16 protein-coding genes and 2 rRNA genes are annotated in these 22,851 nt (G+C 68.7%); 16 read left to right on the top strand and 2 right to left on the bottom strand.

Annotation, left to right across the window (positions count from 1 at the left end):
• Window positions 1-60: 60 nt before the first annotated feature.
• The 13 genes from K0V08_RS05850 to K0V08_RS05790 all read left to right on the top strand — a co-directional run bounded on the left by K0V08_RS05850 (window position 61) and on the right by K0V08_RS05790 (window position 14,334).
• Window positions 61-708: an amino acid ABC transporter permease gene (locus K0V08_RS05850; RefSeq protein ID WP_012038692.1), complete on the top strand. Its 648-nt coding sequence runs from the start codon at window positions 61-63 to the stop codon at window positions 706-708.
• Complete coding sequence (locus K0V08_RS05845) at window positions 705-1,529, top strand: amino acid ABC transporter permease (protein WP_012038691.1); 825 nt, start codon at window positions 705-707, stop codon at window positions 1,527-1,529. Before K0V08_RS05850 ends, K0V08_RS05845 begins: the two co-directional genes overlap by 4 nt.
• A 128-nt stretch (window positions 1,530-1,657) precedes the next feature.
• The gene (gene pheS, locus K0V08_RS05840) at window positions 1,658-2,695 is read left to right on the top strand and encodes a phenylalanine--tRNA ligase subunit alpha (RefSeq protein ID WP_012038690.1); all 1,038 of its coding nucleotides are present in this window, start codon (window positions 1,658-1,660) and stop codon (window positions 2,693-2,695) included.
• 2 nt (window positions 2,696-2,697) lie between these two features.
• On the top strand, window positions 2,698-5,241 hold the full coding sequence (pheT, locus tag K0V08_RS05835) for a phenylalanine--tRNA ligase subunit beta (RefSeq protein WP_079534668.1): 2,544 nt from the start codon (window positions 2,698-2,700) through the stop codon (window positions 5,239-5,241).
• 129 nt (window positions 5,242-5,370) lie between these two features.
• Complete coding sequence (gene argC / locus K0V08_RS05830; protein ID WP_079534670.1) at window positions 5,371-6,420, top strand: N-acetyl-gamma-glutamyl-phosphate reductase; 1,050 nt, start codon at window positions 5,371-5,373, stop codon at window positions 6,418-6,420.
• Window positions 6,417-7,571 carry a bifunctional glutamate N-acetyltransferase/amino-acid acetyltransferase ArgJ gene (gene argJ / locus K0V08_RS05825; protein ID WP_079534672.1) on the top strand — a complete coding sequence of 385 codons (1,155 nt, stop codon included), beginning with the start codon at window positions 6,417-6,419 and terminating at the stop codon, window positions 7,569-7,571. The genes argC and argJ overlap by 4 nt, the downstream gene beginning before the upstream one ends.
• A 23-nt stretch (window positions 7,572-7,594) precedes the next feature.
• On the top strand, window positions 7,595-8,506 hold the full coding sequence (argB, locus tag K0V08_RS05820; RefSeq protein ID WP_012038686.1) for an acetylglutamate kinase: 912 nt from the start codon (window positions 7,595-7,597) through the stop codon (window positions 8,504-8,506).
• On the top strand, window positions 8,503-9,720 hold the full coding sequence (locus tag K0V08_RS05815) for an acetylornithine transaminase (protein ID WP_079534674.1): 1,218 nt from the start codon (window positions 8,503-8,505) through the stop codon (window positions 9,718-9,720). The genes argB and K0V08_RS05815 overlap by 4 nt, the downstream gene beginning before the upstream one ends.
• 149 nt (window positions 9,721-9,869) lie before the next feature.
• Window positions 9,870-10,793, top strand: coding sequence for an ornithine carbamoyltransferase (gene argF, locus K0V08_RS05810; RefSeq protein ID WP_012038684.1), 924 nt, complete (start codon window positions 9,870-9,872; stop codon window positions 10,791-10,793).
• Between the two features lie 48 nt (window positions 10,794-10,841).
• Window positions 10,842-12,080, top strand: a complete 1,239-nt coding sequence (locus K0V08_RS05805; protein WP_012038683.1) for an argininosuccinate synthase — start codon at window positions 10,842-10,844, stop codon at window positions 12,078-12,080.
• A 4-nt stretch (window positions 12,081-12,084) separates the two neighbouring features.
• Complete coding sequence (argH, locus tag K0V08_RS05800) at window positions 12,085-13,578, top strand: argininosuccinate lyase (RefSeq protein ID WP_079534676.1); 1,494 nt, start codon at window positions 12,085-12,087, stop codon at window positions 13,576-13,578.
• Window positions 13,575-13,712, top strand: a complete 138-nt coding sequence (locus tag K0V08_RS05795; RefSeq protein ID WP_012038681.1) for a hypothetical protein — start codon at window positions 13,575-13,577, stop codon at window positions 13,710-13,712. The genes argH and K0V08_RS05795 overlap by 4 nt, the downstream gene beginning before the upstream one ends.
• Window positions 13,713-13,719: 7 nt before the next feature.
• The gene (locus K0V08_RS05790) at window positions 13,720-14,334 is read left to right on the top strand and encodes a DNA-3-methyladenine glycosylase (RefSeq protein ID WP_012038680.1); all 615 of its coding nucleotides are present in this window, start codon (window positions 13,720-13,722) and stop codon (window positions 14,332-14,334) included.
• A 30-nt stretch (window positions 14,335-14,364) separates the two neighbouring features.
• Here K0V08_RS05790 and K0V08_RS05785 read toward each other — a convergent pair whose 3' ends face one another.
• Together K0V08_RS05785 and K0V08_RS05780 are read right to left on the bottom strand one after the other, a co-directional pair.
• A complete protein-coding gene (locus tag K0V08_RS05785) occupies window positions 14,365-14,964 on the bottom strand; it encodes a hypothetical protein (RefSeq protein ID WP_079534678.1) in 600 nt (199 codons plus the stop codon).
• Window positions 14,961-15,668, bottom strand: coding sequence for a hypothetical protein (locus K0V08_RS05780; protein ID WP_012038678.1), 708 nt, complete (start codon window positions 15,666-15,668; stop codon window positions 14,961-14,963). Before K0V08_RS05780 ends, K0V08_RS05785 begins: the two co-directional genes overlap by 4 nt.
• A 219-nt stretch (window positions 15,669-15,887) precedes the next feature.
• Between K0V08_RS05780 and tyrS the strand changes: the two genes are divergently transcribed.
• From tyrS to K0V08_RS05765, 3 genes are all read left to right on the top strand, one after another.
• Window positions 15,888-17,192 (top strand): tyrosine--tRNA ligase, encoded by a 1,305-nt coding sequence (tyrS, locus tag K0V08_RS05775; RefSeq protein ID WP_079534680.1) that lies wholly within the window; start codon window positions 15,888-15,890, stop codon window positions 17,190-17,192.
• Window positions 17,193-17,749: 557 nt separating this feature from the next.
• Window positions 17,750-19,270, top strand: a 16S ribosomal RNA gene (locus K0V08_RS05770).
• Between the two features lie 427 nt (window positions 19,271-19,697).
• Window positions 19,698-22,817 (top strand): 23S ribosomal RNA (locus tag K0V08_RS05765).
• Together the 16S and 23S rRNA genes form the textbook arrangement of a ribosomal RNA operon.
• The last annotated feature ends 34 nt before the right edge of the window (window positions 22,818-22,851 follow it).

Raw genomic sequence — 22,851 nt, 5'->3', positions numbered from 1 at the left:
AGACGAGCCCGGATCCGACCATCGCCCGGCCCGCCGGGTGCAGACCATAGGAGGTGCGCCGTGGATGTGATCCTCGACAATCTCGACGTGTTCCTGCGGGGGTTCGGCGGCACGCTGCGCCTCCTCGGCCTCACCGTGCTGTTCGCCCTCCCGCTGGGGGTCGTGATCGCCGCGATGAGGATCTCGCCCGTCGCGAGCCTGCGTGCCACCTCCACCGTCTACGTCGAGCTGCTGCGGAACACTCCGCTGCTGCTCGTGTTCACCTTCTTCAGCGTCGTGATCACGTCGATCTCGGGCGCGCTGCCGTTCATGACGGCCGCGGTGCTCGCGCTCACGCTCTACACGGCGCCGTTCTTCGCCGAGGCGATCCGCTCGGGCATCAACAGCGTGCCCGTCGGCCAGGCCGAGGCCGCGCGCAGCATCGGGCTCACGTTCTCGCAGACGCTCGGATCGGTGATCCTGCCGCAGGCCGTGCGCACCGTCATCCCGCCGCTGATCAACGTGGTCATCGCGCTCACCAAGAACACCTCGATCGCGGGCGCGTACTTCATCTACGAGCTGTTCAACGTCGGCCGCGACGTCGCGAACGCCAACGGGAACGCGGTCGTCTGGGTGTTCGTGGGCGTCGCGTTCTTCTACCTCATCATCACGGTCCCGCTCGGCCAGCTGGCGGACCACCTCGAGAAGCGAGTGGCGGTCTCCCGATGAGCCAGGTCCTCTACGACGTGCCCGGCCCCAAGGCCCGCCGTCGCTCCCGCATCCTCTCCGTCGTCACGGGCGTCATCGTGGTGGCCGTGCTCGCCTTCGCCGCCGTGAAGCTCCAGCAGGCGGGTCAGTTCAGCCCCGACATCTGGCTCGTGCTCAACGACCCGCTCGTCTGGGGGCTGCTCCTCCGGGGCCTCGTCGTGGTGCTGCAGTCGGCCGCGGTGGCCGCGGTCCTCGCGATCCTCCTGGGCATGGTGCTCGCGCTCCTCCGCATGAGCGAGCACCGGGTCATCCGCTACGCCGTGACCGTGGTGCTCGAGTTCTTCCGCGGCATGCCCGTGCTGCTGATGATGCTGTTCATCTACCTGATCTTCCCCATCGGCCCGTACTGGTCGGTCGTCACGGCGCTCGCGCTCTACAACGGCGCGATCATCGGCGAGGCCCTGCGGTCGGGGATCCTCGGCCTCCCGCGCGGGCAGCGCGAGGCGGGGCTCGCGATCGGGCTCCGGCCGCTGCAGAACCGGCTGCTCGTGGAGTTCCCGCAGGCGTTCCGGACGATGCTGCCGATCATCGTCGCCCAGCTCGTGGTGCTCATCAAGGACACCGCGCTCGGCACCATCGTCAGCCTCGTCGGCCTCACCAAGCAGGGCGAGCTGATCCTCGAGGCGACGAGCCGCGACAACTCGCTGCCGATCTTCGTGGTCATGGTGGGCATGTACCTCGTGCTCAACCTCTCCGTGTCGACCATCGCGCGTCGTCTCGCCCGCAAGCGCGGACCGCGCGTGGCGAAGACCGTCGCGGCGGGGACGTCGCAGGGCGCGTAGCCGCTCCGCCCGGCGGATCACGCCGCCGACACGGGCCCGTCGCGCACGCCGCGGCGGGCCCGTCGTGCGCCGAGGGGACGCCCGCCGCGGGCCGGGACGGCGGCACCCGATCGGTAGACTCGGGCCTCATGTCCGAACCCCAGATCTCCGAGGAGACCGTCGGCGCCGCCGTGGAGCAGGCGATGGCCGCGCTCGCCGCGACCACCGACTCCGCGTCGCTCGCCCAGGCGCGCTCCGCCCACATCGGCGAGGCGTCCCCGCTCGCCCGGCTGAACGGATCGCTCCGCTCGCTGCCGCCCGCCGACCGCAAGGACGCCGGCAAGCTCGTCGGCCAGTCGCGCGCCCGCGTCACGCAGGCGTTCCAGGCGCGCGAGGCGGAGATCCAGGAGCAGGAGGCCGCCGCGCGGCTCGTGGCCGAGGCCGTGGACGTCACCGCGCTGCCGAGCCGCTGGCGCGCCGGTGCCCGCCATCCGCTCACCATGCTGGAGGAGCGCATCGCCGACATCTTCGTCGGCATGGGTTGGCAGGTGAACGAGGGCCCCGAGCTCGAGAGCGAGTGGTTCAACTTCGACGCGCTGAACTTCCCGCCCGACCACCCGGCGCGCGCCATGCAGGACTCCTTCTACGTGGATCCGACCGACGCGCACCTCGTTCTCCGCACGCACACCTCGCCCGTGCAGATCCGCACGCTGCTCGCCGACGAGCTGCCCGTGTACACGATCGCGCAGGGCCGCACCTTCCGCAGCGACGAGCTCGACGCGACGCACACGCCCGCGTTCCGCCAGATCGAGGGGATCGCCATCGACCGCGGCCTCACCATGGCGCACCTGCGCGGCACGCTCGAGCACTTCGCGCGCTCCATGTTCGGGCAGGACGCCCGCATCCGCCTGCGCCCCAACTACTTCCCCTTCACCGAGCCGAGCGCCGAGATGGACGTCTGGCACCCGGCCGCCGCGGGCGGACCCCGCTGGATCGAGTGGGGCGGCTGCGGCATGGTGAACCCGAACGTGCTGCGCTCCGCGGGCATCGACCCCGACGAGTACCAGGGCTTCGCGTTCGGGATGGGCACTGAGCGCACCCTCATGTTCCGCAACGACCTCTCCGACATGCGCGACATCGTCGAGGGCGACGTCCGATTCGGCGCGCAGTTCGGGATGGTGGTGTAGTCGTGAGGATCCCGATCAGCTGGCTCGGCGAGCACGTCGAGCTCCCCGCGGGGGTCACCCCCGAGGACGTCCACGCCTCCCTCGTGAAGGTGGGCCTCGAGGAGGAGGACGTGCACGCGTTCTCGATCTCCGGCCCCGTCGTCGTCGGGCAGGTGCTCGAGGCGAGCCCCGAGCCCCAGACCAACGGCAAGACCATCAACTGGTGCTCCGTCCGCGTCGCGCCCGAGGGCGCCACCGCGGCCGACGGCGGCGCGGACGTGCGCGGCATCGTCTGCGGCGCGCACAACTTCGTCGTCGGCGACAAGGTCGTGGTGAGCCTGCCCGGCGCGGTGCTCCCCGGCCCGTTCCCCATCAGCGCGCGGAAGACGTACGGGCACGTGTCCGACGGCATGATCGCGTCGTCGCGCGAGCTCGGCCTGGGGGAGGAGCACGACGGGATCCTCGTCCTCTCCTCGCTCGGCCTCGACCCCGAGGTCGGCACGGACGCGCTCGCGCTCCTGCACCTCGACGACCGCGCGGTGGAGGTGAACGTCACGCCCGACCGCGGCTACGCGTTCTCCATCCGCGGCATCGCCCGGGAGTACGCGCACGCCACGGGCGCCCGGTTCACCGACCCCGCCGACGCGCTCGCGCTGCTCGCGGCCGACGCGCCCGTCCAGGGCGTCGAGGTGCGCGTCGACGCCGCCGCCCCCATCCGCGGCCGCTCCGGCGCCGACGTGTTCGTCACGCGCGTGGTCTCGGGCCTCGACGTGTCCCGGCCGACGCCGCCGTGGATGGTGTCCCGACTGACCCTCGCGGGCGTCCGCTCCATCTCGCTCGTGGTCGACATCACCAACTACGTGATGCTCGAGCTCGGCCAGCCCCTGCACGGGTACGACCTCGACCGGCTGCAGGGCGGCATCGTCGTCCGCCGCGCCGCCGAGGGCGAGACGCTCGTCACGCTCGACGGGCGCGAGCGCGCGCTGCACCCCGAGGACCTCGTCATCGCCGACGGCTCCGGCCCGGTCGGGCTCGCGGGCGTCATGGGCGGCGCGGCCACCGAGATCGGTGCGGGCACCAGTCGCGTGCTGATCGAGGCGGCCGGCTTCGACCCCGTGTCGATCGCCCGCACGGCCCGCAGGCACAAGCTGCCGAGCGAGGCGTCCAAGCGCTTCGAGCGGGGAGTGGATCCGCGCATCGCGCCCGCTGCCGCGGCGCGCGCCGTGCAGCTCCTCGAGGACCTCGCGGGCGGCCACGCCGAGGGCCTCGGCTCGATCCTCGACACGACCGCGCCGCGTGAGGCGATCGAGCTGCCCCTCGGCTACCCGGCATCGCTCGTCGGCGTCGACTACACGGCGGACGAGGTGCGCCACGCGCTCGTCGACGTCGGGTGCGCGCTCGAGGAGCGCGACGGGATCCTCGGCGTCACGCCGCCGACCTGGCGACCCGACCTCCGCCAGCGCGCGGACCTCGTGGAGGAGGTCGCGCGCATCGTCGGCTACGACCGGATCCCCGCCGTGCTGCCCGTCGCGCCCCCCGGCCGCGGCCTCACCGCCGCGCAGCGCCTCCGACGCCAGGCCTCGATCGCGCTCGCCGCGTCCGGGCTCAGCGAGGTCATGGGGTCGCCGTTCGCGTCCGAGGAGCAGAACGCCCGCTTCGGCGCGGCCGATCGGGAGGACGCGCCCGCCGTGCGTCTCGCGAACCCGCTCGACGTCGCGTTCCCGTACCTCCGCCGCTCGCTGCTGCCGGGGCTCGTCGACATCGCGCGGCGCAACCTGTCGCGCGGATCCACCGACCTCGCGATCTTCGAGACCGGCACCGTGTTCCTGCCCCGCGCCGGCGTCGCGTACGGCTCTCCCGAGATGCCGCCCGGGGCCGCGCGCCCCGACGCGGACACGCTGCGGGCGCTCGACGCGGGCATCCCGCCGCAGCCGCGCCACGTCGGCGTGCTGATCCTCGGGGACGCCGTGCCGAAGCAGCCGGGCACCCCGGCGCAGCGCGCGGGCCTGGTCGACGCGCTCGACGCGGTCCGGCAGCTCGCGCACGCGGTGGGCGTGGAGATCCGCTTCGAGCAGGGCTCCCACATCGCCATGCACCCGGGCCGCACGGCCGCGGTCGAGGCCGTGACCGCACACGGCCCCGTCATCGTCGGATTCGCCGGGGAGCTCCTGCCCGCGCTCGCCGCCGAGCTCGACCTGCCCGAGCGCGTCGCGCTCGCCGAGGTCGACCTCGACCGGCTCGTCGGGCTCGCGGGCGGCGCGGTCGAGGTGCGCACGCTCACCTCGATGCCCGTCGCCACGCAGGACCTCAGCCTGGTCGTGCCGCTCGAGGTCCCGGCGGGGGAGCTGCTCCGCACGGTGATCGCGGGCGCGGGCGAGCTGCTGGAGTCCGCCCGGCTCGTGGACGACTACCGCGGTCCCGGCGTCGAGGCCGGCACCCGCTCGCTCACGTTCGCGCTCCGCTTCCGGGCTCCCGACCGCACCCTCACCGCGGCCGAGGCGAGCGCGGCCCGCGACGGATCCGTGCGGCTCGCCGCCGAGCGGTTCGGCGCGGCGCTCCGGGAGTAGGCGCCGGCCGAGCTCCCGGCCTCGCGATCCGCGCGGGCGGGCTCCTCCCCTCGGGAGGCGCCCGCCCGCGCCGTCGTCCCGGCCCGCGGCCCGGCGGGACCCCTCCCGCACCGGCACTAGATTTGATCCATGTCATTCTCAGTCGCCGTCGCGGGCGCGAGCGGCTACGCGGGCGGGGAGCTCCTCCGCCTGCTCGCCGATCACCCGCGCCTCGAGGTCCAGACGCTCACCGCCTTCCAGAACGCCGGCGAGCGTCTGCGTCAGGTGCACCCGCACCTCACCTCGTACGCCGACCGGACCTTCGTCGAGACGACCGCCGAGCGGCTCGCCGGCCACGACGTGGTCTTCCTCGCGCTGCCGCACGGCAAGTCCGGCGCCATCACGGCCGAGCTCGACGACCAGACCCTCGTGGTCGACTGCGGCGCGGACCACCGGCTCGTCGACGAGGCCGCGTGGGACGCGTTCTACGGCGGCGACTTCGCGGGCGCCTGGCCGTACGGCCTGCCCGAGCTGCTGCACGCGGAGGAGGGCGGCACCCAGCGCACGCGCCTGTCGGGCGTGAAGCGCATCGCGGTGCCCGGCTGCAACGTCACGGCCATCACGCTCGGCCTCCAGCCGGGCATCCGCGCGGGCGTCATCGAGCCGGAGGACATCGTCGCCGTGCTCGCGGTCGGCCCGTCCGGCGCGGGACGCTCGTTGCGCACGAACCTGCTGGCCAGCGAGATCCTCGGATCCGCGAGCGCCTACGCGGTCGGCGGCACCCACCGCCACACGCCGGAGATCCGGCAGAACCTCGAGACGGCGGGCGGCGGGCACGTGAGCGTCTCCTTCACGCCCGTGCTCGTGCCGATGGCCCGCGGGATCCTCGCCACGGCCACCGCGCGCCTCGCCCCCGGCTTCTCCGCGCACGACGTGCGCGCGGCCTGGGAGCTCGCCTACGCGGACGAGTCGTTCGTGCACCTGCTGCCGGAGGGGTCGTTCCCGAACGTGTCCGACGTCACGGGATCCAACACGGCCCTCGTGGGCCTCGCCATCGACGAGGCCGCGGGCCGCGTCGTCACGGTCACGGCCATCGACAACCTGGTCAAGGGCACGGCGGGCGCGGCGATCCAGTCCGCCAACATCGCGCTCGGACTGCCCGAGGCCATGGGCCTCCCGGTGAACGGGGTGGCCCCGTGAGCGTCACCGCCGCACGCGGCTTCGTCGCCGGAGGGGTCGCCGCCGGCCTCAAGTCGACGGGCGCGCTCGACGTCGCCCTCGTCCGCAACACCGGCCCGTCGCAGGCGGCCGCCGCGGTCTTCACCAGCAACCGCTGCCAGGCGAACCCCATCCTGTGGTCGCGCCAGGTCATCGGCGATGGCCGGGTGAGCGCCGTCGTCCTCAACTCCGGCGGTGCCAACTGCTACACCGGATCCCGCGGCTTCCAGGTCACGCACGCCACCGCCGAGGCGGTCGGCCGCGCGCTCGACGTCTCGAGCGGCGACGTCCTCGTCTGCAGCACCGGCCTCATCGGCGAGCAGCTCCCGCTCGAGAAGCTCGAGGACGGGGTCGCCCGCGTCGCCGTCGCGCTCGCCGACGGCGGGGGTGACGACGCGGCCCGCGCCATCATGACCACCGACACGAAGCCGAAGCAGTCGGTGCGATCCTCCGACGACGGGTGGACGGTAGGCGGCATGGCCAAGGGCGCTGGCATGCTCGCGCCGGGGCTCGCGACGATGCTCGTGGTGATCACCACCGACGCCGACCTCGACTCCGCCGCGCTCGACGCCGCCCTCCGCGAGTCCACGCGCGTCACGTTCGACCGCCTGGACTCCGACGGCTGCATGTCGACCAACGACCAGGTCACGCTCCTCGCGAGCGGCGCATCCGGTGTCGTGCCGGACACGGACGCGTTCCAGGCCGCGCTCACCGCCGTGTGCGCCGACCTCGCCGAGCAGCTGCAGGCCGACGCCGAGGGCGCCTCCCACGACATCGCCATCGAGGTCGTGCACGCGGCCTCCGACGACGACGCCGTCGAGGTCGGTCGCGCGGTCGCCCGCAGCAACCTCTTCAAGGCGGCCGTGTTCGGCAACGACCCCAACTGGGGCCGTGTCCTCGCGGCCGTCGGCACGACCGGCGCGGCGTTCGACCCGTACGGCATCGACGTCGCCATCAACGGCGTCCAGGTGTGCCGCGCGGGCGAGCCGCACGAGAGCCGCGACCTGGTCGACCTCCACCCGCGCGCCGTCCACGTGCTCATCGACCTGCATGCCGGCGACGCGACGGCGACAATCCTCACGAACGACCTCACGCACGACTACGTGCACGAGAACAGCGCGTACGCCAGCTGATGGGCGACGCAGACGGGACGGACGTGACCGCCATCACGCAGGACGCCGCGGAGCGCGACCAGGCGCAGGCCGAGTCGAAGGCCGCGACGCTCATCGAGTCGCTGTCGTGGCTGCAGCGCTTCCACGACCGCATCGTGGTCGTGAAGTTCGGCGGCAACGCCATGGTCGACGAGGAGCTCACGCGCACATTCGCGGAGGACGTCGTGTACCTCCGCTACGCCGGCCTGCGTCCGGTCGTCGTGCACGGCGGCGGTCCGCAGATCAGCGCGATGCTCACGCGCCTCGGCATCGAGAGCGAGTTCCGCGGGGGATACCGCGTGACCACCCCCGAGGTGCTCGAGGTCGTGCGCATGGTGCTCACCGGCCAGGTCAGCCGGGACGTCGTGCGCGGCATCAACGCCCACGGCCCGCTCGCGGCCGCCGTCTCGGGCGAGGACGCCGGCCTGTTCACGGGCCGCCGTCGCGGCGCGGTCGTCGACGGCGTCGAGGTCGACCTCGGCCTCGTGGGCGACGTCGTGGCGGTGGATCCCACGGCCGTGCTCGCGCAGCTCGACGCCGGCCGCATCCCGGTCGTCTCCTCCATCGCGCCCGACGAGTCCGACCCCGCCGTCTCGCTCAACGTCAACGCGGACGCCGCGGCCGCCGCGCTCGCCGTGGCCCTCGGCGCCGAGAAGCTCGTGATCCTCACGGACGTCGCCGGCCTCTACCGCGACTGGCCCGACCGCGGATCGCTCGTCTCCGACATCCGCTCCGACGAGCTCCGCGCGCTGCTGCCCTCGCTCGAGTCGGGCATGATCCCCAAGATGGCGGCGTGCCTCGAGGCCGTCGACGGGGGAGTGCCCAAGGCCGCCATCATCGACGGCCGCATCCCGCACTCGATGCTCCTCGAGATCTTCACCACGAACGGAATCGGAACGGAGGTCGTGCCCGCATGACCACGACCCAGCCAGAGCGCCGCACCACGCAGACCGAGAGCGAGTGGTCCGACCGCTTCCAGGCCGCGATGATGCGCTCCTCCCCGCCGCCGCTCGCCATGCTGGTGCGCGGCGAGGGCTGCCGCGTGTGGGACTCGACGGGCCGCGAGTACCTCGACTTCCTCGCCGGCATCGCCGTCAACTCGCTCGGGCACGCGCACCCGGCGCTGATCCGCGCGGTCACCGAGCAGGTCTCCACGCTCGCGCACGTCTCCAACTACTTCGCGACGCCGCCGCAGATCGCGCTCGCCGAGCGCCTGCGCCGCATCACGGGCGCGGGCGACACCGGCCGCGTGTACTTCGGCAACTCGGGCGCGGAGGCGAACGAGGCCGCGTTCAAGCTCGCGCGCCGCAACGGATCCGCGCATCGCACGCGCGTCATCACGTTGCAGGGCTCCTTCCACGGCCGCACGATGGGCGCGCTCGCGCTCACCGGGCAGCCCGCGCTGCAGGCGCCGTTCCTCCCGCTCCCCGGCGGCGTCGAGCACATCGCGCCGACCCTCGAGGCGCTCGAGGCGGCGATCGACGACACCGTGCAGGCGCTCATCCTCGAGCCGATCCAGGGCGAGGCCGGCGTGGTCGACCTGCCCGCGGGCTTCCTCCGCCGAGCCCGCGAGCTCACGCGCGAGCACGGGGCGCTGCTCATCCTGGACGAGATCCAGACCGGAGTCGGCCGCACCGGCCGCTGGTTCGCCTACGAGCACGAGGGCGTGCGGCCCGACGCGGTCACGATCGCCAAGGGCATCGCGGGCGGCGTGCCGATCGGGGCGCTCGTGGCCTTCGACGCGGCGGCCGACCTCCTGCAGAAGGGCCAGCACGGATCCACCTTCGGCGGCAACCCGCTCGCCACCGCCGCGGGGAACGCGGTGCTCACGGAGATCGAGGACGCCGGGCTCGTCGAGAACGCCGCACGCCGCGGCGAGGAGATCCGCGCGGCCATCACCGGGCTGGACTCCCCGCTCATCGCGGAGGTGCGCGGCCGCGGCCTGCTCATCGGCGTGGGCCTCCACCACGAGGACGCCGGGCGCATCGCGGCCGCCGCGCTCGGCGAGGGCCTCATCATCAATGCGCCGAACGCCCGCAGCCTCCGCATCGCGCCGCCGCTCATCGTGGGCGACGACGAGGTGCGCGACTTCCGCGAGCGCTTCGGCCGCGCCCTGGCGCACCTGCGCTGACCCGGGCGGGGTCGTCCGACACGACGGTCCGGGCCTCCCGCCGCACCCGTCGGCGGGCACCCCCGCGCGGGGGTGCCCGCCGACGGATCCGCCCCCGCACGTCCCCTAGGCTTGCCTGATCCGCGATTCCCCCGAGAGCGAGCGATGCGATGACCCGCCACTTCCTGCGCGACGACGACCTGAGCCCGGCCGAGCAGGCCGAGGTCCTCGACCTGGCGGTGCAGCTCAAGCGCGAGCGCTGGTCCGAGCGCCCCCTCGCCGGCCCGCAGACGGTCGCGGTGATCTTCGACAAGTCCTCGACCCGCACCCGCGTCTCCTTCGCCGTCGGCATCGCGGACCTCGGCGGCGTCCCGCTCATCATCAGCACCGCCAACAGCCAGCTCGGCGGCAAGGAGACCGCGAGCGACACCGCGCGCGTGCTCGAGCGCCAGGTCGCGGCCATCGTCTGGCGCACCTACGGCCAGGCCGGCCTCGAGGAGATGGCAGCGGGCACGACGGTCCCCGTCGTCAACGCGCTCTCCGACGACTTCCACCCGTGCCAACTGCTCGCCGACCTCCTCACCATCCGCGAGCACCGCGGGGATCCGGCCGGCCAGACCCTCACCTTCCTGGGCGACGGCGCCTGCAACATGGCCCAGTCCTACCTCCTCGCCGGCGCGACCGCGGGCATGCACGTCCGCATCGCGGCACCTGCCGGCTACGTGCCGTCGGAGGCCGTCGTAGCGGACGCCGAGCGCATCGCCGCGTCCACGGGCGGTTCCGTCCGCGTCCTCACGGATCCGGTCGAGGCCGTCTCCGGCGCCGACGTCGTGGTCACCGACACCTGGGTGTCGATGGGCCGCGAGGAGGAGAAGGCCCAGCGCCTCGCCGAGCTCGGCGCGTACCAGGTCACGACCGAGCTCATGGAGCACGCGGTCGACGACGCGATCTTCCTGCACTGCCTTCCCGCCGACCGCGAGTACGAGGTGGCCTCCGAGGTCATCGACGGCCCGCGATCGGTGGTCTGGGACGAGGCGGAGAACCGCCTGCACGCCCAGAAGGCGCTGCTCGTCTGGCTCCTGCGCCAGTCCTGACGCAGCCCCCACACCCCGAGACACCTCAGCAACGAAACGGAGAACGGCATGGCCGAACGCGTGGTACTGGCATATTCCGGCGGACTCGACACCTCGGTCGGCATCGGCTGGCTCAAGGACGCGACCGGCAAGGAGGTCGTGGCCCTCGCGGTCGACGTCGGCCAGGGCGGCGAGGACATGGAGGTCATCCGGCAGCGCGCGCTCGACTGCGGCGCGGTCGAGGCCGTGGTCGTGGATGCGAAGGACGAGTTCGCGGACGACTACATCGTCCCCGCGCTCAAGGCCAACGCGCTCTACCAGAAGCGCTACCCGCTGGTCTCGGGCCTCAGCCGCCCGCTGATCGCCAAGCACCTCGCGCGCGTCGCCCACGAGCTCGGCGCGAACAGCGTCGCGCACGGCTGCACGGGCAAGGGCAACGACCAGGTCCGCTTCGAGGCCGCCGTCGCCGCGCTCGCGCCCGACCTGACCTCCATCGCGCCCGTCCGCGACCTCGCGCTCACGCGCGACAAGGCCATCGTCTACGCGAACGAGCACGACCTGCCCATCGAGCAGAGCAAGAAGAGCCCGTACTCGATCGACAAGAACGTCTGGGGCCGCGCGGTCGAGACCGGCTTCCTCGAGGACCCGTGGAACGGGCCCATCGAGGACCTCTACGAGTACACGCAGGACCCGGACGTGCTGCGCGACGCCACCGAGGTGACCATCACGTTCGAGGCGGGCGTGCCCGTCGCGATCGACGGCGTGCGCTACTCGCCGCTCCGCATCGTCCAGGAGCTCAACGCGGCCGCAGGCGCGCACGGCATCGGGCGCATCGACGTCGTCGAGGACCGCCTCGTGGGCATCAAGAGCCGCGAGGTCTACGAGGCCCCCGCGGCCATGACCCTCATCGAGGCGCACGAGGAGCTCGAGAGCCTCACGATCGAGCGCGACCTCGGCCGCTACAAGCGCGGCGTCGAGAAGGACTGGGCGAACCTCGTCTACGACGGCCTGTGGTTCTCCGGCCTCAAGCGCTCGCTCGACGCCTTCATCGAGGACTCGCAGCGCCACGTGTCCGGCGACATCCGCATGACGCTCCGCGGCGGCCGTGCGGTCGTCACCGGCCGCCGGAGCGAGTCGAGCCTGTACGACTTCGACCTCGCCACCTACGACACGGGCGACACGTTCGACCAGTCGCTGTCCAAGGGCTTCATCGAGCTGTGGTCGCTGCCGAGCAAGATCTCGGCGCGTCGCGACCTCGCGGTCGAGCAGGCCGCGCTGGCGGCCGACCCCGCGCCCGCCGCGGAGTAGCCGCATGACCGAGAGCACGGATCCGTCCACCCGCGCGGGCGAGGCGGGCGCCCTCTGGGGCGGCCGCTTCGCCGGCGGCCCGTCGCCGGAGCTCGTGGCGCTCAGCCGCTCGACGCACTTCGACTGGCAGCTGGCGCCGTACGACATCGCCGGATCCCGGGCGCACGCCCGTGCTCTCGCGTCCGCGGGCTACCTGTCAGAGGCCGAGCGGCAGGCCATGCTGCAGGCGCTCGACACCCTCGAGGACCGCGTGCGCTCGGGCGCGCTCGTCGCGTCCGAGGCCGACGAGGACGTGCACGGCGCCCTCGAGCGCGGCCTCATGGACATCGCGGGCACCGAGCTCGGCGGGAAGCTCCGCGCGGGCCGCAGCCGCAACGACCAGATCGCGACGCTCGTCCGCATGTACCTCCGCGACCACGCCGCGGTGATCCACGCGATGCTCGTGCGGCTCGTCGACGCCCTGGCCGCGCAGGCCGAGGCGGCGGGCGGCGCGATCATGCCGGGCCGCACGCACCTGCAGCATGCGCAGCCGGTGCTCCTCGCGCACCACCTCCTGGCGCACTGCTGGCCGCTGGTCCGCGACCTCGAGCGGCTCGCCGACTGGGATGCGCGCGCCGACGTCTCGCCCTATGGATCCGGCGCCCTCGCGGGCTCGACCCTCGGCCTCGACGCCGGCGCGGTCGCCCGCGACCTCGGCTTCGCGCGCAGCTCCGAGAACTCCATCGACGGGACGGCCGCCCGAGACGTCGTGGCCGAGTTCGCGTTCGTGCTCGCCCAGGTCGGCATCGACCTCTCGCGGCTGAGCGAGGAGATCATCCTCTGGAACACGCGCGAGTTCGGGTTCGTCACGCTGAGCGACTCCTTCTCGACCGGGTCGTCGATCATGCCGCAGAAGAAGAACCCCGACATCGCCGAGCTCGCGCGCGGCAAGTCGGGGCGCCTCATCGGCAACCTCTCCGGCCTGCTCGCGACCCTCAAGGGCCTGCCGCTCGCGTACAACCGCGACCTGCAGGAGGACAAGGAGCCGGTCTTCGACTCGGTGCAGACCCTCGAGGTCCTGCTCCCGGCGTTCACCGGCATGATCGCGACCCTCCGCTTCGACACCGACCGCATGGCCGAGCTCGCGCCCCAGGGCTTCTCGCTCGCCACCGACGTCGCCGAGTGGCTCGTGAAGCACCGCGTGGCCTTCCGCGACGCGCACGAGGTCACGGGCGAGCTCGTGAAGGCCGCCGAGTCCCGGGGTGTCGGCCTCGAGGATCTGACCGACGACGACCTGCGCGCCGTCTCGCCGCACCTGGTGCCGGAGGTCCGCGAGGTCCTGAGCATCGAGGGATCCGTGGCGAGCCGTGACGGAGCGGGCGGCACCGCCCGGGTGCGCGTCGACGAGCAGCGCGCCGAGCTCGTGCGCCGGGTGGCCGAGCTGCGCGCGCGGGCCGATGCGGCGGCCGAGCGCCGGGCAGCGGCAGCGGCGTCGGCTTCCGGCGAGGCGTCGGAGTGACGCTCTCGAACGGCCGCCGTCCCGAGCGGCCCGAGCCCCGGCACCGCTGGCTCCTGCCGCTCGTCATCGGCGTGGCCGTCGCCGTGCTGGTCTTCGTGGTGGTCGTCGCGAGCCTCAACGGCGAGCTGATCTGATACCCGCGTGATCGACGCGGCCTTCTTCGCGCGCGACGCGGTCGAGGTGGCGCCCGCCCTCCTCGGCGGGATCCTGTCGCGGGAATCCGAGGAGGGCCGCGTCTCCGTCCGCCTCACCGAGGTGGAGGCCTATCGCGGCGTCGGCGAGGATCCCGGCTCGCACGCCTTCCGCGGGAAGCGGGCGCGCAACGCGACCATGTTCGGCCCACCCGCGCACCTCTACGCGTACTTCACGTACGGCATGCACACGTGCGCGAACATCGTCTGCGGTCCCGAGGGCACGAGCGCGGGCGTGCTGCTGCGCGCCGGCGAGGTCGTGGAGGGCGCCGAGCTCGCGCGGCGCCGGCGCGGCGCCGCGGTCCGCGATCGCGACCTGGCGCGGGGGCCGGCCCGGCTGGCGGTCGCCCTGGGGATCCCGCTGTCGGATGACGGCGCAGCGCTGGACGCGCCGCCGTATCGGCTGGTCCTGCCCGACGAGCCGCTCGCCCTCCCCGCCGCGGGCCCGCGCGTCGGCGTGTCCGGACCCGGCGGCTCCGGCGAGCTCTTCCCGTGGCGGTTCTGGGTGCCGGGCGACCCGACCGTCTCGGCGTACCGGGCGCACGTGCCGCGCGTCCGCCGCTGACCGGTCCGCGCGACGCGGACGGCCCGGCGGCTAGCGGACGACCAGCACGACCGCCGCGCAGGTCGCGGCCCACAGCCAGCTGACCAGGGTGCCGATGATGAACCGCTCCCGCGCCTCCGCCGCCTCGCCGAGCTCCGAGAACCGGCCGACGCCCTTGATCGCGATGATGACCGCGAGCGCCTCGGGGTAGCCGGCCAGGATGACGGCCACCACGGCCAGCCGCTCGAGCATCCCGATGGTCGCGCCGCCGCGCAGCACCTCGCGGGTGGGCCGACGCGACGCCGACGCATCGTCCTCGTGCCCGCGCGGCGCCACCAGGATCCCGCCGAACGCTCCGGGCGGCACCGATCCGCGGGTCGCGAGGGCGAGCACCACGGTGGACGCGGACCCGCCGCCCAGCACAGCGAGCACGACCGCGACCAGGCCCGTGAAGCCGACGACCAAGGGCGACGCGGGGCCGCTGAGCGCCAGCCCGAGCGCGAGGGCGCAGGCGAGGGTGCCCGCGGCCGCGACCACGCGGCCCGTGCGGGGCGCACGCACCGTCAGCAGCGCGAGGACGAGTGCCGCGGTCACCAGCACGCAGAGGGCGATCCACGCCGTGATCTCCCCGGGCGTCCCCACCGGGATCACGAGCGCGTCCCCGCGACGGTGGATCGCGGTGCGGATGCCGCGGTGCCCGCACCTCGGGTCGCCTGCGCGTCGAGGTGGGCGAGCAGCGCGACGAGCCCCGGGATCGCGGCCCGCTCGGCGCGCCACGCGCTGGTGCGCAGCCGCGTGCTCACGGCCTGGGGCGTGACGCCGAGCGCGGCGGCGACCTCCCGCTGCGTGCTCCCGTCGGCCATGCGGTCGACGACGTCCCAGCCCTGGGAGGTGCGGCGGTCCCGCGCCAGGAGCAGCAGCGTGATGAGCGCCTCGACCTCGTCGGGGCCGGGGAGTCCGGAGCCCGGGAGGTCGGATCCCGGACCATCGGGTCTCGGGGGAGCAGGCGGATCCACCGCGAGCGCGAACCTCGTCGCGCTGCGCTTCGCCGCGCCGACCGCGTCGCGCGCGGCGATGAAGGCCGGGCCGGTGGCCTCCCGCGTCGCCCGGGGGAGCGGGGTGCGCACGGTTCCGATCCCGAGCCCGACGCTCCAGTGCCCGGCGCGGGTGAGGACGAGCGCCATGTCGAGGGCGGTGTCCGCGTCGGCGACGAGCGCCTGCAGCTCGTCGCCGGACGTGCGGTCGACCGGGAGCACGAGCCGGCCCTCGAAGCGCGACGCGAGATCGTCCCGTCCCGTCCCGGCGCGGTCGACGTCGGTCCTGCTGCCCTTCTGGTCTGCGGTGATGACGAACATGCGGATCCCCCTCAAGGCTGTGCAGTTGATGCGTGCACATCAAAGCTATGCACTTGATCTACGCGGATCAAGCCCAGGAGCCTGATCACATCGCCTCGGTGCGCTTCCGAGCATGTCCGGGACCACCGACAGCGGTCCGAGGCCGACCACCCCGCCCGGGACCCGCCGACACCGCCGCGTCCCGCCGCCCCCGCGATGCCGCGCTGATACCGTGATCGCGTGACGAACGCCGATCCCGACCGCCTCTCCTCCCAGCGCAACGACCCGTCCTTCGAGGACGTGTGGGAGGAGATCGTCTGGCGCGGGTACGTGCACGTCTCCACGGACCAGGACGCGCTGAAGGAGCTGCTGTCCGGTCCGCCCATCACCTACTACTGCGGCTTCGACCCCACCGCGCCGAGCCTGCACCTGGGCAACCTCGTGCAGCTGCTGCTCATGCGCCGCCTCCAGCTGGCCGGGCACCGTCCGCTCGGTCTCGTGGGCGGGTCGACCGGTCTGATAGGCGACCCGCGGCCGACCGCCGAGCGCACCCTCAACGACCCGGAGGTGGTCGCGGACTGGGTGGGTCGTGTGCAGGCGCAGGTGTCGGCGTTCCTCAGCCCCGAGGGCGACAACGCCGTCCGGATCGTGAACAACCTGGATTGGACGGCGCCGATGAGCGCCATCGACTTCCTCCGGGAGGTGGGCAAGCACTTCCGGGTGGGCACCATGCTCAAGAAGGACGCCGTGAGCGCGCGCCTCAACTCCGACGAGGGCATCAGCTACACGGAGTTCAGCTACCAGATCCTGCAGGGCCTCGACTTCCGGGAGCTGCACCGCACGTACGGGTGCGTGCTGCAGACCGGCGGCAGCGACCAGTGGGGCAACCTCACTAGCGGCACCGACCTCATCCGGCGCAGCGAACGGACCACCGCGCACGCCATCGGCACGCCCCTCATCACCAACTCCGACGGCACCAAGTTCGGCAAGAGCGAGGGCAACGCGATCTGGCTCGATGCGGAGCTGACGAGCCCGTACGCGTTCTACCAGTTCTGGCTCAACACGGAGGACGGCGACGTCATCCAGCGCCTGCGCCTCTTCACGTTCCTCGACCGGGCCCGAATCGAGGAGCTGGCGCGAGCCGTCGAGTCCGAGCCCTTCCGACGCGAGGCCCAGAGGACGCTGGCCTGGGAGGTGACGTCGCTGGTCCACGGGATCGAGGCGACCGAGTCGGCGATCGCCGCGGCGCAGGCCCTGTTCGGGCAGGGCGAGCTGACCGCGCTCGACGAGCCGACGCTCCGCGCCGCGATGGGGGAGCTCCCGTCCGCGCAGATCCCCGCCGGCACCACCGTTATCCAGGCGCTCATCGACACCGGTCTGGTCTCGAGCTCGGGCGAGGCTCGGCGGGCGATCGCGCAGGGCGGGGTCTACGTGAACAACGTCGCGGTGGGCGACGCGGCCGCTGTCGTGGACGCCCTCCTCCACGGTCGTTTCGCCGTCATCCGTCGGGGCAAGAAGACCCTCGCGGGCGTCACCGTCGCCTGAATGCTCGCTTGATCGGGCCTTCCTCCCAAAGCCCGTTGCGACACGCCCGGGATGCGGGTTGTTTTGCGGGGGTGGGGTGGTCCGCGTAATGTCTCCTCTTGTCGCCGGAACGGGCGGGAAGCGAGAAGCTTCCGGAGCTGTTCTGGTGGTGGTGATCCTGGTGAAACAGAAGTTGCCGTGGCCCTGAAGGGTTGCGTGTTTACCATCAACTGAGCTAGGGTCTGATTCTGCTTCCGACGTGAGTGCTGGGCCTTCTGGTCTGGATCACTCCCACGGGGAGCGGTGGAGTGTGAGCTCCGATGGCTGGCTGTGATGGTCGGTGTCGGGAGCGTCCGTTCCTTGAGAACTCAACAGCGTGCACAATGTCAAATGCCAAATACCCGTTGCGGGTGTCCTTCGGATGCTCGTTTCGGATTCCTTTGGAATACATTTAAACAAACAAGCAAGTCAGTAATGATTTGTTCTGTCGGTTTCAAACTTGCTGGTTCGTGTTCGATTCCCGTTCACGTCTGGCTTTAGATGTGCCGATTGCTTTCGGGTGGTCGTGCGTTTAAGCATTTATGGAGAGTTTGATCCTGGCTCAGGACGAACGCTGGCGGCGTGCTTAACACATGCAAGTCGAACGGTGATGTCAGAGCTTGCTCTGGCGGATCAGTGGCGAACGGGTGAGTAACACGTGAGTAACCTGCCCCCGACTCTGGGATAACTGCTAGAAATGGTAGCTAATACCGGATATGACGATTGGCCGCATGGTCTGGTCGTGGAAAGAATTTCGGTTGGGGATGGACTCGCGGCCTATCAGGTTGTTGGTGAGGTAATGGCTCACCAAGCCTACGACGGGTAGCCGGCCTGAGAGGGTGACCGGCCACACTGGGACTGAGACACGGCCCAGACTCCTACGGGAGGCAGCAGTGGGGAATATTGCACAATGGGCGAAAGCCTGATGCAGCAACGCCGCGTGAGGGATGACGGCCTTCGGGTTGTAAACCTCTTTTAGTAGGGAAGAAGCGAAAGTGACGGTACCTGCAGAAAAAGCACCGGCTAACTACGTGCCAGCAGCCGCGGTAATACGTAGGGTGCAAGCGTTGTCCGGAATTATTGGGCGTAAAGAGCTCGTAGGCGGTTTGTCGCGTCTGCTGTGAAATCCCGAGGCTCAACCTCGGGTCTGCAGTGGGTACGGGCAGACTAGAGTGCGGTAGGGGAGATTGGAATTCCTGGTGTAGCGGTGGAATGCGCAGATATCAGGAGGAACACCGATGGCGAAGGCAGATCTCTGGGCCGTAACTGACGCTGAGGAGCGAAAGCATGGGGAGCGAACAGGATTAGATACCCTGGTAGTCCATGCCGTAAACGTTGGGAACTAGATGTGGGGACCATTCCACGGTCTCCGTGTCGCAGCTAACGCATTAAGTTCCCCGCCTGGGGAGTACGGCCGCAAGGCTAAAACTCAAAGGAATTGACGGGGGCCCGCACAAGCGGCGGAGCATGCGGATTAATTCGATGCAACGCGAAGAACCTTACCAAGGCTTGACATATACCGGAAACATGCAGAAATGTGTGCCCCGCAAGGTCGGTATACAGGTGGTGCATGGTTGTCGTCAGCTCGTGTCGTGAGATGTTGGGTTAAGTCCCGCAACGAGCGCAACCCTCGTTCTATGTTGCCAGCACGTAATGGTGGGAACTCATAGGAGACTGCCGGGGTCAACTCGGAGGAAGGTGGGGATGACGTCAAATCATCATGCCCCTTATGTCTTGGGCTTCACGCATGCTACAATGGCCGGTACAAAGGGCTGCGATACCGTAAGGTGGAGCGAATCCCAAAAAGCCGGTCTCAGTTCGGATTGAGGTCTGCAACTCGACCTCATGAAGTCGGAGTCGCTAGTAATCGCAGATCAGCAACGCTGCGGTGAATACGTTCCCGGGCCTTGTACACACCGCCCGTCAAGTCATGAAAGTCGGTAACACCCGAAGCCAGTGGCCTAACCGCAAGGGAGGAGCTGTCGAAGGTGGGATCGGTGATTAGGACTAAGTCGTAACAAGGTAGCCGTACCGGAAGGTGCGGCTGGATCACCTCCTTTCTAAGGAGCATGTGCACCTCTCCTCTGTATACAGGGAGATCAAGGGTGCCAAGTCACGCGTCAGGCGTCTGTTCTGGCGGTGGCGCTCATGGGTGGAACATTGACATTGATGCCGGCTGATGTGTCGGGCTGCTAGTACGCCTCCTTGTGGGGTGGGAACGTGGTCTGGTGTGTCGAGGGCATGTTGCACGCTGTTGGGTCCTGAGGGACCGGGCCGCACCTTCTGGGTGTGTCTGGTTTCTTGTCGGACCCTTTCCGTCGTCCTGTTGTGGATGGTGGTGGGGTACCGCCCGTATATTGAGAACTACACAGTGGACGCGAGCATCTTAGATTCACCGGTTTTCCGGTGGATCACAAAGATCTATTTATAGATCATTGGTCAATTCTGTCTCCCTTCGGGGAGGCGAAACGATTCAATCTCATGTGATTTCAAGATTCTAAGGGCAAACGGTGGATGCCTTGGCATCTGGAGCCGAAGAAGGACGTATAAATCTGCGATAAGCCTCGGGGAGCTGATAATAGAGCTTTGATCCGAGGATCTCCGAATGGGGAAACCCCGCCAGGCCCTTTGGGTGACCTGGTGACTCCCGCCTGAATATATAGGGCGGGTAGAGGGAACGTGGGGAAGTGAAACATCTCAGTACCCACAGGAAGAGAAAGCAAAAGCGATTCCGTTAGTAGTGGCGAGCGAAACCGGAAGAGGCCAAACCGATCATGTGTGATATCCGGTAGGAGTTGCATGGTCGGGGTTGCGGGACTTTCCGTACAGTTCTACCGAGCTGTGAGGGCAATGAGCGCGATATAGACGAATGGTCTTGAAAGGCCAGTCATAGAGGGTGCGAACCCCGTAGTCGAAATGTCGTCGCCTGTCCGGAGAGTATCCCAAGTAGCACGGGGCCCGAGAAATCCCGTGTGAATCTGTCAGGACCACCTGATAAGCCTAAATACTCCCAGATGACCGATAGCGGACAAGTACCGTGAGGGAAAGGTGAAAAGTACCCCGGGAGGGGAGTGAAATAGTACCTGAAACCGTTTGCTTACAAACCGTTGGAGCGCCCTTGTTGGTGTGACAGCGTGCCTTTTGAAGAATGAGCCTGCGAGTTAGTGATATGTGGCGAGGTTAACCCGTGAGGGGCAGTCGTAGCGAAAGCGAGTCTTAATAGGGCGTATGAGTCGCATGTTCTAGACCCGAAGCGAAGTGATCTATCCATGGCCAGGTTGAAGCGACGGTAAGACGTCGTGGAGGACCGAACCCACTTCAGTTGAAAATGGAGGGGATGAGCTGTGGATAGGGGTGAAAGGCCAATCAAACTTCGTGATAGCTGGTTCTCTCCGAAATGCATTTAGGTGCAGCGTTGCGTGTTTCTTGCCGGAGGTAGAGCTACTGGATGGACGATGGGCCCCAAAAGGTTACTGACTTCAGCCAAACTCCGAATGCCGGTAAGTGAGAGCGCAGCAGTGAGACGGTGGGGGATAAGCTTCATCGTCGAGAGGGAAACAACCCAGACCACCATCTAAGGTCCCTAAGCGCGTGCTAAGTGGGAAAGGATGTGGAGTTGCATAGACAACCAGGAGGTTGGCTTAGAAGCAGCCACCCTTGAAAGAGTGCGTAATAGCTCACTGGTCAAGTGATTCCGCGCCGACAATGTAACGGGGCTCAAGCACGCCACCGAAGTTGTGGCATTTATATTATAGGCAGGCCTTCGTGGTCCAGCCGTATGGATGGGTAGGAGAGCGTCGTGTGGCCAGCGAAGCGGCGGTGTGAACCAGCCGTGGAGGCCACACGAGTGAGAATGCAGGCATGAGTAGCGAAAGACGGGTGAGAAACCCGTCCTCCGAAAGACCAAGGGTTCCAGGGCCAGGCTAATCCGCCCTGGGTAAGTCGGGACCTAAGGCGAGGCCGACAGGCGTAGTCGATGGACAACGGGTTGATATTCCCGTACCGATGAAGAACCGCCCAAGACAATCCAGTAATGCTAAGTGTCTGAATCCTTGATTCGATCCCTTCGGGGTGACGGTCTTGGCCTAGCACACGACCCTACGCTGGGGCGTTTAGCGTATTAACAGGTGTGACGCAGGAAGGTAGCTGAGCCGGGCGATGGTTGTCCCGGTCTAAGGATGTAGGGCAGAAGATAGGCAAATCCGTCTTCTATGTAGCCTGAGACCCGATGGGTAGTCCTCACGGACGAAATCAGTGATCCTATGCTGCCGAGAAAAGCATCGACGCGAGGTTCCAATCGCCCGTACCCCAAACCGACTCAGGTGGTCAGGTAGAGAATACTAAGGAGATCGAGAGAATCGTGGTTAAGGAACTCGGCAAAATGCCCCCGTAACTTCGGGAGAAGGGGGGCCTGAGGCGTGTAGGGATTTACTCCTGAAGCGTTTGAAGGCCGCAGAGACCAGTGGGAAGCGACTGTTTACTAAAAACACAGGTCCGTGCTAAGTCGCAAGACGATGTATACGGACTGACGCCTGCCCGGTGCTGGAAGGTTAAGAGGAACGGTTAGCACGCAAGTGCGAAGCTGAGAATTTAAGCCCCAGTAAACGGCGGTGGTAACTATAACCATCCTAAGGTAGCGAAATTCCTTGTCGGGTAAGTTCCGACCTGCACGAATGGCGTAACGACTTCCCAGCTGTCTCAACCGCGAACTCGGCGAAATTGCACTACGAGTAAAGATGCTCGTTACGCGCAGCAGGACGGAAAGACCCCGTGACCTTTACTACAGCTTGGTATTGGTGTTCGGTGTGGCTTGTGTAGGATAGGTGGGAGACTGTGAAGCTCGGACGCTAGTTCGGGTGGAGTCATTGTTGAAATACCACTCTGGTCACTCTGGATATCTAACTTCGAACCGTAATCCGGTTCAGGGACAGTGCCTGGTGGGTAGTTTAACTGGGGCGGTTGCCTCCTAAAGAGTAACGGAGGCGCCCAAAGGTTCCCTCAACCTGGTTGGTAATCAGGTGTCGAGTGTAAGTGCACAAGGGAGCTTGACTGTGAGACTGACAAGTCGAGCAGGGACGAAAGTCGGGACTAGTGATCCGGCAGTGGCTTGTGGAAGCGCTGTCGCTCAACGGATAAAAGGTACCTCGGGGATAACAGGCTGATCTTGCCCAAGAGTCCATATCGACGGCATGGTTTGGCACCTCGATGTCGGCTCGTCGCATCCTGGGGCTGGAGTAGGTCCCAAGGGTTGGGCTGTTCGCCCATTAAAGCGGTACGCGAGCTGGGTTTAGAACGTCGTGAGACAGTTCGGTCCCTATCCGCTGCGCGCGTAGGAAATTTGAGAAGATCTATCCCTAGTACGAGAGGACCGGGATGGACGAACCTCTGGTGTGTCAGTTGTTCCGCCAGGAGCACCGCTGATTAGCTACGTTCGGAACGGATAACCGCTGAAAGCATCTAAGCGGGAAGCCGGCTTCAAGATGAGATTTCCATCCCTTTTAGGGTGAAGGCTCCCGGCTAGACTACCGGGTTGATAGGCAGGATGTGGAAGCGAGGACTAAAGACTCGTGGAGCTGACCTGTACTAATAAGCCGATATCTTGAAAACACTTTGCTTGCGTCCACTATGTGGTTCCCGATAT

It is taken from the genome of Clavibacter michiganensis (assembly GCF_021216655.1).
Taxonomy (GTDB): domain Bacteria; phylum Actinomycetota; class Actinomycetes; order Actinomycetales; family Microbacteriaceae; genus Clavibacter; species Clavibacter michiganensis.
The sequence above is the reverse complement of the archived record's forward strand: the minus strand, read 5'-3'. Positions and strand labels throughout refer to the sequence as shown.